This is a genomic window from Acetobacter fallax (assembly GCF_011516735.1).
Lineage (GTDB): Bacteria > Pseudomonadota > Alphaproteobacteria > Acetobacterales > Acetobacteraceae > Acetobacter > Acetobacter fallax.
Genome location: NZ_WOSX01000016.1, coordinates 19,790 through 32,429 on the forward strand (window position 1 = coordinate 19,790; position 12,640 = coordinate 32,429).

General features: G+C 55.6%; 11 protein-coding genes and 2 pseudogenes. 10 read left to right on the forward strand and 3 right to left on the reverse strand.

The annotated features are described in order from the left end of the window. Positions 1 to 4: 4 nt before the first annotated feature. The 4 genes from GOB85_RS09675 (at position 5) to GOB85_RS09690 (ending at position 3,277) form a co-directional block, all read left to right on the forward strand. Positions 5 to 1,039 carry a MotA/TolQ/ExbB proton channel family protein gene (locus GOB85_RS09675; RefSeq protein WP_173577365.1) on the forward strand — a complete coding sequence of 345 codons (1,035 nt, stop codon included), beginning with the start codon at positions 5 to 7 and terminating at the stop codon, positions 1,037 to 1,039. Positions 1,040 to 1,042: 3 nt separating this feature from the next. Continuing rightward, a complete protein-coding gene (locus tag GOB85_RS09680) occupies positions 1,043 to 1,465 on the forward strand; it encodes an ExbD/TolR family protein (RefSeq protein ID WP_173577364.1) in 423 nt (140 codons plus the stop codon). Positions 1,466 to 1,593: 128 nt separating this feature from the next. Further along, positions 1,594 to 2,031: an ExbD/TolR family protein gene (locus GOB85_RS09685; RefSeq protein ID WP_173577363.1), complete on the forward strand. Its 438-nt coding sequence runs from the start codon at positions 1,594 to 1,596 to the stop codon at positions 2,029 to 2,031. Between the two features lie 25 nt (positions 2,032 to 2,056). Next, a complete protein-coding gene (locus GOB85_RS09690; RefSeq protein WP_408737062.1) occupies positions 2,057 to 3,277 on the forward strand; it encodes a tol-pal system YbgF family protein in 1,221 nt (406 codons plus the stop codon). 238 nt (positions 3,278 to 3,515) lie between these two features. Here GOB85_RS09690 and GOB85_RS09695 read toward each other — a convergent pair whose 3' ends face one another. Next, a complete protein-coding gene (locus GOB85_RS09695; protein WP_173577361.1) occupies positions 3,516 to 3,911 on the reverse strand; it encodes a nuclear transport factor 2 family protein in 396 nt (131 codons plus the stop codon). A gap of 93 nt (positions 3,912 to 4,004) precedes the next feature. On the opposite strand from GOB85_RS09695, the gene GOB85_RS09700 reads away from it, so the two are divergent. The 3 genes from GOB85_RS09700 to GOB85_RS09710 all read left to right on the forward strand — a co-directional run bounded on the left by GOB85_RS09700 (position 4,005) and on the right by GOB85_RS09710 (position 7,353). Then, entirely contained in the window at positions 4,005 to 4,817 is an 813-nt protein-coding gene (locus GOB85_RS09700) for a helix-turn-helix domain-containing protein (RefSeq protein WP_173577360.1), read from the forward strand. Between the two features lie 402 nt (positions 4,818 to 5,219). Beyond that, positions 5,220 to 5,843, forward strand: a complete 624-nt coding sequence (locus tag GOB85_RS09705; RefSeq protein WP_173577359.1) for a hypothetical protein — start codon at positions 5,220 to 5,222, stop codon at positions 5,841 to 5,843. Between the two features lies 1 nt (position 5,844). After that, the gene (locus tag GOB85_RS09710) at positions 5,845 to 7,353 is read left to right on the forward strand and encodes an ImmA/IrrE family metallo-endopeptidase (protein WP_173578991.1); all 1,509 of its coding nucleotides are present in this window, start codon (positions 5,845 to 5,847) and stop codon (positions 7,351 to 7,353) included. 451 nt (positions 7,354 to 7,804) lie between these two features. On the opposite strand, the pseudogene GOB85_RS09715 reads toward GOB85_RS09710, so the two are convergent. Continuing rightward, positions 7,805 to 8,007, reverse strand: a pseudogene (locus GOB85_RS09715) (transposase); the annotation flags it as partial. Between the two features lie 678 nt (positions 8,008 to 8,685). Here GOB85_RS09715 and GOB85_RS09720 point away from each other — a divergent pair. Both GOB85_RS09720 and pdxA read left to right on the forward strand, forming a co-directional pair. Continuing rightward, positions 8,686 to 10,074 carry a dipeptidase gene (locus tag GOB85_RS09720; RefSeq protein ID WP_173577357.1) on the forward strand — a complete coding sequence of 463 codons (1,389 nt, stop codon included), beginning with the start codon at positions 8,686 to 8,688 and terminating at the stop codon, positions 10,072 to 10,074. After that, entirely contained in the window at positions 10,071 to 11,090 is a 1,020-nt protein-coding gene (gene pdxA / locus GOB85_RS09725; protein WP_173577356.1) for a 4-hydroxythreonine-4-phosphate dehydrogenase PdxA, read from the forward strand. Before GOB85_RS09720 ends, pdxA begins: the two co-directional genes overlap by 4 nt. Positions 11,091 to 11,340: 250 nt before the next feature. On the opposite strand, the pseudogene GOB85_RS09730 reads toward pdxA, so the two are convergent. Further along, positions 11,341 to 11,520 (reverse strand): annotated as a pseudogene (locus GOB85_RS09730) (TetR/AcrR family transcriptional regulator); the annotation flags it as partial. Positions 11,521 to 11,726: 206 nt separating this feature from the next. Between GOB85_RS09730 and GOB85_RS09735 the strand changes: the two are divergent. Next, positions 11,727 to 12,425 (forward strand): hypothetical protein, encoded by a 699-nt coding sequence (locus GOB85_RS09735; protein ID WP_173577355.1) that lies wholly within the window; start codon positions 11,727 to 11,729, stop codon positions 12,423 to 12,425. Positions 12,426 to 12,640 lie beyond the last annotated feature (215 nt).

The window sequence follows — 12,640 nt, forward strand, 5'->3', positions numbered from 1 at the left end:
TACAATGACAAGACTGCTTCGCCGCTTTTCGCTCCCCGGTATGGCCGTTCCCGCGCTGGCGGTTCTGCTGAGTTCGGCCGCTCCGGTTGTCGCGTTCGCTCAGGACACGCAGCCACCGGCGACCGATGCCCCCGCTCCCGCAGCAGCTCCCGCGCCCGATGCCGCTCCGGCACCCGACGCATCCGCTCCTGCGGCAGCCCCGGCCGGCGACGCCGCAGCCCCTGCTCCCGCAGCAGACGCGCCTGCTCCCGCCACCGATGCGCCAGCCCCGGCTCCGATCGAAGCCGCAGCCCCGCCAGCCCCGGCCGGTAACCCGTACGGCCTCGGCGCTCTCTGGGCCAACGGCGACATCATCGCCCGTGGCGTGCTCGTCATCATGGTCATCATGTCGGTCGGCACATGGTACATCATGATCACGAAGTTCTTCGAGCAGGCCAAACTGTTCGGTGCCGCCAAGGAAGCCGCGAAAAACTTCTGGTCAAAGCCCTCCCTCCAGGAAGGCGCTTCTTCCCTGAAGAGCTCCTCGCCGTTCCGCTACATCGCCGATACCGGCATCGTCTCCGCCGAACACCACGAAGGCACGATGCAGGAATCCATCGACCTCAGCGACTGGACATCCTCGCAGATCCAGCGCGCGGTTGACTCCGTGCAGAGCAACCTCCAGGGCGGCCTCGCCTTCCTCGGAACCGTCGGCTCGACCTCACCGTTCGTCGGTCTGTTCGGAACCGTCTGGGGTATCTATCACGCCCTGACAGCCATCGGCATCGCAGGCCAGGCCTCGATCGACAAAGTCGCCGGCCCTGTCGGTGAATCGCTGATCATGACAGCCATCGGTCTCGGAACCGCCGTCCCGGCCGTGCTCGGTTACAACCTCCTCGTCCGTCGCAACAAAGGCGCCATGGATAAGGTCCGTAACTTCGCGTCCGATCTTCAGTCCATCCTCATCGGTGGCTTCCGTCATGGCGCGGCTCATGAGACAATCGTCGTCCGCTCAGACAACTCGCCGACCACGTCAACCGTCTCCAACCGGGTGGCCTGAACCATGGGAATGTCCGTCGGAGGCGGTGGTGACGAAGACGAGGTCGTATCCGCGATTAACACGACGCCCCTCGTCGACGTCATGCTGGTGCTGCTCATCATCTTCCTGATCACCATTCCGGTGGCGACCCATTCGGTGAAGGTGCAGCTGCCAAAGGACGCCGATACCCCAAGCAAGATCAAGCCAAACAATATTACTCTGGCGGTGACTGCGGACGGGACGGCATACTGGAACGAAACCCCCATCAAGGGCCATGCCGATCTTCTGGCGCGGCTCGAGAAGGTGGCCGTACTGAAGCCTCAGCCACAGATCATGATCCGTGGCGATGCGGCAGCAAAGTATGAAGCCGTCGGTAAGCTGGTCGCGATCTGTCAGGAAGCGGGCATCTACCACATCGACTTCATCACCGAGCAGCCCCACTCGTAAGTGATGAGAACCGTGTCCGCCACGCAACGTGGCGGGCACGTCAGCCCAAACCAGGTCCCGCAGGCGTCTCAGCAGTTTCAGGACCGTGACGTGACGCCGCGGGATCAATGTGAGAGAGTGATGCCACTATGGGCATGAATGTCGGATCCGATAGCACGACGGAAGACGAAGGCATTGTCGATATCAACACCACGCCGTTGATCGACGTGATGCTGGTGTTGCTGATCATGCTCATCATCACCATTCCGCTCCAGACCCATTCTGTTTCAATGGATCTGCCACAGGGTAACCCGCCGCCGTCGTCCGCTCCGGACCCGAAGGTGGTGACTGTCGCGATCGATTTCGATAACAGCGTCTCCTGGAACGGAACCCCCATAACCAGCGAAGCTGATCTCCAGTCGCGGTTCATGCAGGCTGCTTCGACACCGGACCAGCCGGAGATGCATATCCATCCAAACCGCCTGGCTGATTACAGGACCGTCGCCCACGTCCTTGCCGATGCCCAGAGACTTGGCATCACAAAGATGGGGATCGTCGGTCAGGATCAGTTCATGGAAGGACAATGACCTGATGTCGTTTCGTCTATCGCGCATGGCGCTTCTCGCCAGCGCTATGTTTTGTCTGCCACTGTCAGTTTCCGGCGCCTCGTCCGCGCAGGCCGCCGACACTCTGAGTCCTGCGGTCGGAAAGCCCCTGCAGGCCGCTCAGTCGGCACTCGCCGGACATAATTACAGCAAGGCCATGGCCGCGGTGAACGAAGCCGACGCGGTCAAAGGAAAGAACGACTACGAGTCCTACACAATCGAGCAGATGCGCGCCGCCGTCGCCGCTCAGTCCGGTGACGTCGCCGCCGCAACCTCGGCTTACGACAAACTGATCGCCTCATCGCGCACGCCCAAAGACGCCAAAGCCCAGATGCTGATGGCCGAAGCGACAATGGCCTACACGGCGAAGGACTACGCGCACGCCGTCCCCGCCATCGAACGCTACCTGAAACAGGTCGGCCCGAACGCGCAGATGGAAACCCTGCTCGTTCAGTCCTACTACCTTCAGAACGACTTCAAAAACGCCGCCCGCGTCCAGCAGACGATGATCGACGAGACCCTGAAGGCGAAAAAGGTCCCGACCGAAAACCAGCTCCAGCTTCTCGCCACCTGCCAGTCGCAGATGAAAGACACAGGTGCGATGACGCACACCTATGTCCTCCTCGCGACCTATTACCCGAAGCCGGAATACTGGGCCCTGCTCCTGCACGGACTGGTCACCAACCCGAAGCTGCCTCCGGCGCTCCAGCTTGACGTCTATCGTATCCGCCTCGCAGCCGGAAATCTGACGGCAACAGGCGATTTCATGGATGCGACAGAAATCGCCATGCAGATGGGGCTGCCACAGATCGCCCTGAACATCATGAACCAGGGTTACGCCACCGGCGCCCTCGGCAAGGATGCAGGCGCAGCCCGTGAAGCGAAGCTGAAAGCCCTCGTCGTCAAAACCGTCGAAACCAAAAAGGCCTCTGCGGACGCGGATACAGCCGAGGCAGCCAAAGCCCCGAGCGGTAACGCCCTGATCACCGCCGGCTACAACTACGTCACCTTCGGTCAGGTCGATAAAGGCCTCGACGTGATCAGACAGGGCATCGCCAAAGGCCCGTTCGACATCAACGTCGCCAAACTCCGTCTCGGTGAAGCCCAGATGGATGCCGGCCGCACCGCCGACGCCATCGCCACCTTCGACACCGTCGATGGCGATAACGGCGCCAAAGACATCGCGGAACTCTGGGCTCTGAAGCTCAAATCCGCCGCGAAAAAATAAAACATAGCGCCATCACCAGTGCGTCGTGCAGGCCGGGGTCGAAAGATCCTGGCCTTTTTTTATTATGAACAGCACCCGCAAGGCTCGGCCCTTCACCTCATTAATCCAGCGATCACAGACTTTGCCAATATGTCGGCTTACGCCCTCATGTCAGTCATTCAGCAGTTCGTTTGCGTTTCCCGAAAGCAGACACTTCATATCTTGAAAGAGAACATCTACTCGCATTGACTGGGTTTTCTCATTGGAGTGCCCCCAGCACCTGATCGCTGCCACTACCTTCCAGAACGTGCGTCAGTTCATCCACTAGACAGATGCGCTCTTTCCGAAACTGATAAAAAGCCACGACCTTGATCCGGCTTTGCTCGCCAGAGAGACGTCTTGCGTGCGCCACGTGAACGGTGGCTGCTTTATCGCCTTCACATACGACATGCTGAATATCTATTTCCAACGAACCAAGAGTGTTACGTAAGGCATGCGTGTGGGCTTGGAAGTCGCCCAATGTCATTTCACGTCCATCGACGAATTGCCGATAGTCCGGCGTCATGAAATCAAGCAACCTGTCCGGAGTTGAAGCAAAGTCCGTGAATGTGGCGAACATTTCCCGGATGAGCTGCTCAAGGCGTGTGGAGGACATGAAACCCCTTTTGATCTTGTGGATTGAGTGGATCGGAAGATTTTAAAGGAGAACCTGTTGGCATTCTTCCGACAGTAGGCCACAATTCGACTCATGTACGCCAAATCGTTTTGTTTTTTATCAGAAGATGTTGCCTCATCTCGTAGCACTCTCTGGCTATTTGGAAGTCCCGTAAGACAGACGGATCGGCGGACTACTGACCCGCATGTTCACGAAAGGGGGCAGATATTCGTCGTGGAAAGCGGTGTTATGGCCGTGATAACCCAAAGTTCTTACTGGCTAATCGTGCCAGGACAGCTTCTCTGGTTGCCTCCTGGCTTTGTTCATGAGGCACGCTCCCACGGCGCTATCGCAGGCTGGAGCCTGTATATTACTGCTGAAAGGTGTTCTTCGGTTGCGCACGATCCTTTTGTATCAGACTGCACGCGATTACTGTTGGCTCAGGTTGAACGTCTGTCGAAAAATGCAAAAGAAGCAGCATGTCAGGCAAGTTTTACAAGGCTGTCTGAAAGTTTCTGGGATGAATTTCTGTCCATACCGCGTCATTCTGTCTCACTGCCTTTTCCTGAAGACGCTCGGCTAAAGCGGGTAACAGAAGCTCTGAGTGCCATTCCTGCTGATCCGCGAAGCCAGCAGGAATGGGCAGATATGGCAGGCATGTCTTTGCGGTCGTTCATTCGGCATTTTACCGCCGAGATGGGAATGCCGTTTTCAGTTTGGCGGCAGCGTCTGCGTATTCTTAATGCGCAGGAGAGGCTGGCGCGACGTGAGCGTGTGACGGATGTCGCCGCCGCAGTCGGTTACGAAAGTCTGGGCGCATTTACTGCGGCCTTTAGAAAAGCCACTGGATGTAGCCCTAGCGCCCATGCGCAACGCTGCCGTAATGGAGCAACTTACCAAATGTGAATATGAAACTGGCAATCTTTGCCGTTGATGAGCGTTCACTAAATAGCCTGCTGTCGCCTACTTGCCGGTCGTTCAGGCTGCGGTGTTGCATTTCGCATAGCGGACATGATTGATTCAAAATCCTTTTATCTGGATTTCACGTCGAGATCATCCGCAGCAAAAACGGAGGAAAGGGTTTCGAGGCGCTTCCGCGACGCTGGATGATCGAAAAGGACTTTGGGCTGGATGATCCGTTGGTGGCGGCTCGTGCGGTGGCTACGAGCACCGCGTCGACATGTCACAGGCCATGACCTTCGTCGCCATAGGCACCAAATCTCAGGCGCAGGAATGCTCACTCGTGATTTTCCAAATAGGCGTTAAGGGATTGAAAATATTTTGTGAATATACTAGCAAAATAGCATAATGATACCTCTTTCCCTTCCCCGTCGTCGCTTTCAGTTAGATGGTTGCAATGGCCCTGTGGTATTGCAGGTTAATGATGAAATCTCAGAAGAAGCACTTCAGCAGTGGGAAAGAGAATGGAAGCCTATACTAGATAATAACAAAGAAAAATGTGAAGACCATCATTGGCCGTGGAGAGACATACAAAAAACTATCGATAACAAGATTACTTTGGGGTTTTCTTTATTCGACGGTCAAGAATGCCAAGCTATGATGGTCATCAAAGCTGACGAGATCATGCGCAGTGCCCGTGAAGGTGGAAGAAAATGTGTCTACCTTGAATTTATTGCTGTAGCTCCATGGCATCGACATTGCCTTCGCGACCAATTCCCAACGCGTTACAAACCTGTGGGACGATGTCTAGTTTATCGAGCTATAGAAGTTAGTAATGTGTTGGGCTATGATGGGCGCATAGCGTGGCATTCTTTGCCCGGTGCGGTGAGTGCCTACAAAGCAATGTTTTCTCCGCTGGATACAATGGGCATGGATGAAGACTATGGGTTAGAGTGGTATGAGGCGGGGCGGGTTGCGGCCTCACGTTTTAGTGAATTTATGATGCCACTAATTGTGGGGACGGTTAAGTAGTTTGGTTGAGGTAATTGCAGTGGAAAGGTCTGAAGCGATGTCCGATTTTGATCTTCCGATAGGGCATCTCCAAAGCAGGGATAGCGACGGAGCAGTCGTGAACGGCGGCTCAGTTTCGGGTCTCAGCTTTGCGATTCTATGGGATATCCATAGGTCTACGGGAGAAGCTTATGGGCATCTTACAGTAAAACTCGCCAACGAAATTGTATGGAGGGTTCTAGCTGAGGAATCTTCCATCGATCTCATGCCATTTCTTGCCTTTTTAAGTGCCAAATGGGATGCGCTCGTTTTTAATCAGGGTTATCCAGGTGGAAAATCCTTAATAAAACCATCCGCCATCCTACAAACCCGTTCCTTTTTTTCTTTGGATGAGGAAGCGGCCGAGGAAGATGATGATAATAACGATGTATTCTTGAGCGTACATGATTTATCCCATGGATTCCGTGATGTTGCGGACTGGCCTTCTCTGTGGTTTGTTAAAGAAGATAGCTTAGCCGTTCTTGAAGCAAATCAATCCGTAGTTCGTTGGCCATTTTATGATGTAATCAGGACTCTAGAACGTTTGGGTACATTGATATCTAATCGCATCAAAGAAATTGATGCGAATCATGATTTGGTTGTTCAATGGGAAAAGCGAAACAATTTAAGTATAGATGAAATTCTTCCCATTTCGCTGGGTCTTCCGAAAGGGGAAGTGGAAACACTCATCAGAACAAATGTGATTGAACGTCCGGGTTCGCGGTCTGAATTGGTTCGAGACTTCGATGAGACACGAGCTGCGGCTCGAATGCTTGGTTCCGTTGTTGATCTCGATGACCTTGTTTTAACAATCTCTGCACTTAGGGAAATACCAAAAACATCGACACCTGAACTCGACGCTTTGTCTCTGGAAGCCGAGGATGCATTAGCTCAATTTACACTTAAAGAACCATTTCACCAAGGGCGATATCTTGCTACTTGGCTTCGTGAAAAAATTGGACTGGATTCAGAAGGGTCTTGTGTTGAACTGGAACATTTACTGAAGCAGTGGGGCGTATTTTTCGGAAAATTTGAAACCGCATCTAATGTCGAAGCGATTAGCGTTTGGGGAGATAAATATGGCCCAGGTGTTCTCATAAACTCAGTTGGCACGAGATCTCGTGACACTACAAACAACGGCGCGCAAAATTTCGGTGCCCGCGCAACGATGGCACATGAAATATGCCACCTCCTAATCGACAGAGGTACAACCTTAAGCGTTCTTGAAGTCTACGGAGGGGCAACACCTAAAATTGTAGAGCAGAGGGCCAATGCCTTTGCTGCAGAGTTTCTGTTGCCTATGGATTGGGCCATAAGACTTTATCGCAATTCTCCAGATGTCTCTTCAGCCTTAAATATAGCTAAGGAACAATATCAAACTACTCGTACATTGTCGGCAGCTCAAATGTTAAATTATGATAGAAAAAATCCGGGATCTCTGCATTTCTTTGATAAAAAACACTTATCTCACATTGCATCTACTTGGAGATGATAATTTTTCAGATGAAGATCTTATTAAGCATACAAGAGCGGATCTTTTAATAATTTAAGCTTTCAAAATCGATTTGGATGTTGAGATAGGTTGCCAGATACAATACAAACCATCTTACGGATTCGTTTTTATAAACTTTCGTGTCTAGCGGGCATACTATCTCTTGTGTGACAGCTTTCTGGTCTATATTTTCGATCTTCAGAAATACGACCAGATCTACTAGCAATATCGCCTCCAGTAATTGGCCGGGCACAGGAGGATATCTTGGATCGCTGCTTGAGTATTTAAAGCCACATGGCCATAGATCAGGATCTCGGTCTTTTTCCATGCGTGGATTAATGTCTGATTGTGTCATTTACTGATCGGATAGCCGACATTCCGCTCTCCCCCCACAACCGCCTGTCTGCTAAGTGTGATGAAGCGGACAGGTGATGATCCCTCCCGGTCGCCACCCCTCCATCATCCGGGCGAAAACACCATGGCGCCCCAACGCTTCCAGCGATTGTACAGCGCCTTGCAGGGATCGCAGTCTTTCGGCGCGTCCCGCCAGCGCAATCCACTGTAACTGACGAAAATGATCCCGCTCAGCACACGGCAGTCATCACCCCGCGATTTGCCGTGACCCTTCGGAAAACAGAGCCGAAGCCGGGCCATCTGCTCGTCTTCATTCCTCTCGCGGAGTCTGAATCAAAGCTTCAACAATAAATCAATGCACCGCAGAGGTAAGGGGATATTATTGGTCCCCGGAATGAAAAATAAAACAAAATACGCTAACAGAACAAGCTTAATACATATTGGGGCGTTGTTATAATGAGCACCTCATCAACCTGGGGTGTTGCAATAGGAAAGGATTACTTCCAATGGCTAAAACATCCCATACTGAAGCTGCCGAGCACCACGAGAACGCAGCAAAGGCACATCGGACGGCCGCCGGGCATCACGATAAGGGTGAGCACGAAAAGGCCCACGCGCATTCGACAACAGCGCATTCCCACTCAACGAAAGCGCACACTGCTTCCCAGGCCGCTCACGAAAAAAGCAGCAGTTCTCCGAAAAAGTAAACAACGCTAACGGCCCGGCGGCATTTGTCGCCGGGCCAGTATGCCAGATGCCTCTTCAGCGCAGCCCCGCAGTGGATCGTCCGCTTTTACCCCATTTTGTTAAAGTAAATCGGGACCAAAGGAACTGAGTCCCTTTGCGGGCAAGGGGCAGAGCCCCGATAAACACGCTCCCCGCATAACGTCTTCCCACGGCCCCCCGTTCCACCCAACGCCCCCCGGTGCCATGATGCCCCCCACATACGGACCACACGACCACCAGGGAGCATCACCCATGACAACACCCCACGCAGCCCTCACCCAGGCCGACAAAAACCTCGACGACAGCCTCGAACGCCTCTTCGCGCTGCTCCGTATCCCCAGCATCTCTACCAAAGCAGCGCACACCAAAGACTGCCGCGCCGCCGCCGAATGGCTGCAAAAAGAACTCACCGATCTCGGCTTCACCGCCGCCATCCGCGAAACCCCTGGCCACCCCATCGTCACCGGCCACCGCAAAGGCCCCGAAGGCAAACCTCACGTCCTGTTCTACGGCCATTACGACGTCCAGCCCGTTGATCCGCTCGACCTCTGGACCGTTCCCCCCTTCGAACCCCGCCTCGTGGACTCCCCGTCCGGCGCAACCGAAATCACCGCCCGCGGCGCCGCCGACGATAAAGGTCAGGTCATGACCTTCCTCGAAGCCTGCCGCGCCCTCCGCGACGCCGAAGGCCAGTTCCCCGTCGGCGTCACAATCGTCATCGAAGGCGAGGAAGAATCTGGCGGCGTCAACCTCCTGCCGTTCCTCAAAGCCAACGCCGCGGAACTGAAAGCCGACCTCGCCCTCATCTGCGATACCGGCATGCTCGACGAGAAAACCCCCGCCATCACCACCATGCTGCGCGGTATGGTTGGTGAAGAAGTCACCATTACCGCCGCCGCCTGTGACCTCCACTCCGGCATGTTCGGCAACGCCGCCCGCAACCCCATCCAGGTCCTCTGCGACATCATCTCAGACCTCCGCGACGGCGCCACCGGCCGCGTCACCCTGCCAGGCTTCTACGACGGCGTCCCCGAACTCCCCGAAACCACCCGTGAACAGTGGCGCAAAATCGGCCCCACCGACGAACAGGGGCTCGGCAGCGTCGGCCTCCGCTGGCCCGCAGGCGAACAGGGCTACACCGCCCTCGAACAGACCTGGTGCCGCCCAAGTTGCGAAATCAACGGCATCTCCGGCGGCTACGAGGAAGACGGTTTCAAAACCGTCCTCCCCGCCAAAGCTTCCGCCAAAATCTCCTTCCGCCTCGTCGGCAAGCAGGACCCGGAAAAGATCCGCGCCGCCTTCCGCGAACACGTCCGAGCCCGCCTCCCCAAAGACTGCAAAGTCGAGTTCAGATCTCACGGCGGCTCCCGCGCCAGCGTCGTCCCGTCCGACATGCCCGCCCTCAGATCCGCCCTCACAGCCCTCTCCGAAGAATGGAATGTCCCCGCCACAGTCATCGGCTGCGGCGGCTCCATCCCCGTCGTCGGCGAAGTCAAGGAAGCCCTCGGTCTCGACTCTCTCCTGATCGGCTTCGGCCTCGGTGACGATCGCATCCACTCACCAAACGAAAAATACAATCTGACGTCCTTCCACAAAGGCATACGCTCCTGGGTCCGCGTCCTCTCGGCTCTTACAAAATGATAAACACCCCGAATCACAAACCTCTCGTCCTCACCATGGGAGATCCCGCCGGGATCGGTCCGGAAATCACCGTCGGTGCCTGGAAAGCCCTGCGTGAAACCGGCCCCGTCTTCGCCTGGATCGGCGATCCCGCCTGCCTTCCATCCGGCACATCGTATGAGGAAGTCATAACACTCACAGAAGCTGCCAGAGTTTTTCAGAAATCACTCCCGGTCCTGCCTCTCTCCCTCCAGGCCCCGGTCACACCCGGCAAACCCGACATCCTCAACGCCGGCCTCGTCGTCGACAGTATCCTCCGCGCCGTCGGCCTCACCCGCGCCGAAGATGCCGGCGCCGTCGTCACCAACCCAATCAGTAAAGCTGTCCTCCGCAGAGCCGGTTTTCCACATCCCGGCCACACCGAATTTCTCGCCGAACTTTGCGAAGTCCCCGGTCAGGAAGTCATGATGCTCGCCAGTCCCATGCTGCGTGTCGTCCCCGTCACAGTCCACGTCTCTCTTCGCGAAGCCCTGGACACTCTCACCACCGACCTCATCGTCAAAGTCGCCCGCACAACAGCCCATGCTCTGAAACGTGTTTTCGGAATCGCAACCCCCCGCCTCGCCATTGCTGGCCTCAACCCGCACGCAGGGGAGGGAGGCCATATGGGCCGCGAGGAAATCGACATCATCCTCCCTGCCATCAAACAACTCCGCGCCGAAGGACTGAGCCTCCACGGCCCCATGCCTCCCGACACCATGTTCACAGACTCAGCCCGCGAAAACTATGATGTTGCCCTCTGCATGTATCACGACCAGGCCCTAATCCCGATCAAAACCCTCGACATGGAAAACGGCGTCAACACCACCCTCGGCCTCCCCATTGTCCGGACCTCCCCCGACCACGGCACCGCTTTCGACATCGCTGGAAAAAACCTCGCAAAACCCGAAAGCCTCATTGCCGCCCTCCGCCTCGCCAGCCAGCTCGCCACTCACCGCGCCGCCAACCCGGAACCTCCCGAAAAACGCTTCACCTGACAGGCCGCACCGCAATCACAGGGGCTCCGCCCCTGCACCCCGATTGGTTAATCATAAAATGGTTTCCAAAGGTCTGTGACCTTTGGTGGGTTCCAGGGCAAAGCCCTGGGAAGAAGCCAACACTTAATGACAACAGAGCCTTTGGAAACCATGTGATTCCCGCAATTATCTGGCCCACGGATGAGTCCCCTGCGCTCTCATCCCGGTCGTTCCGAAAGGTGTGTTCGGTTCCCGAAAGCGGAATGTCCGATCAGTCCCCCCGACACAATCCGTCCAGCAGCACGTCCAGCGCGGCCTGAACCGGCTCGTTGCCGACCTTTTCTTCAGAAAGCTGCATGTGCAGGGCCAGCATCGCCAGCCCATGCACCTGTGCCCGGCATGCCGCAGCCTGCGCGCTGACGGGTACGGAACGGAAACTGCCGCTCCGCTGTCTTATCAGGCGATTCTATCGCCATGCTGAAAACGCAACCATCATTTCTGATGAAAGGATACCGAACGAAGAGAGAGCCCAATCAAAAAGAGCGCCCGGAATCGGAGACGCCTAACACTTCCTGTGCGGCTTTACCGCCGAGATAGCGAACAGGACGGGTAAATGATCAGAAATAACGAAGGCGGGCATCCCGCCAGAGCATGCCGATGACATGCTGTTGTAATCAGAGCAGGGCCGACAGAATCGCCGCGCTCGCAGCTAAAGGGCTGGCGAAAGCCGCATCCGCTGCCGGACAGACGGTGACGCTATACAGGCCAACAGTGGCAATGTTGCCTCTGGAACAGCCACCGACCGGAACTCTTTCCGTTCTGTTCGACCAAACTGCCGCCCTGCCGGGAATATCGCCTGCGGTATGGGGCCACCCGTTAGCATATGCGGCCTGTGATATTACCCGGATCATGCCAGGTGATTACATGCTCACGGCAGCTTCTGCCGTGCTGCCTGGCGCGGTGGCAGACACATATTTTGTATCACGGGTTGATCTGAACAGGCCCGCGCTGGTGGTCCGCACTAATGCGGTCATGACTGTTTTGGAATCGGACCCGACAGCAGACGATAAAACCTTCGGGCTTCGGCCTGCGGAGGGTCCGGCTGCGAGTAAAGACGTGAAAATTGCCGATGGCTGGCCGGTGTCGCTGATCGCGCATGGTGGGACTAATCCACCCACGAGACTCGGCACTGATGTGCGTGCTGGCATGTTTTCGGTTCTCATGCCTGCAATCCCCGGCCAGCGGGTCTATGCGGGCCTCCGGCTTCGGGATGCGCTCGGCCATGATTACCACACCAGCGCTGTTGAGGTTTCAGACTTCGGCGTCAGGCTGACTCTGACAGAGGACCGGGTGTGACGTTCATCCAGACTGGACCGGCAACGCTACCAGAGGCCGGTGCAGCGGTTCCGCCTCCGCCAACAGCAAAAACATAAACAGGGGACAGGAATTTTTATCAGAAAAAAATGCAATATCATGCTGTTATTTGTTGATATGATTCCACCCTCTCCGCCGGAAAATCAAGAAATCTACAATAAAGTCATATATTCATGGAGAAGACGCTGAGATATCCG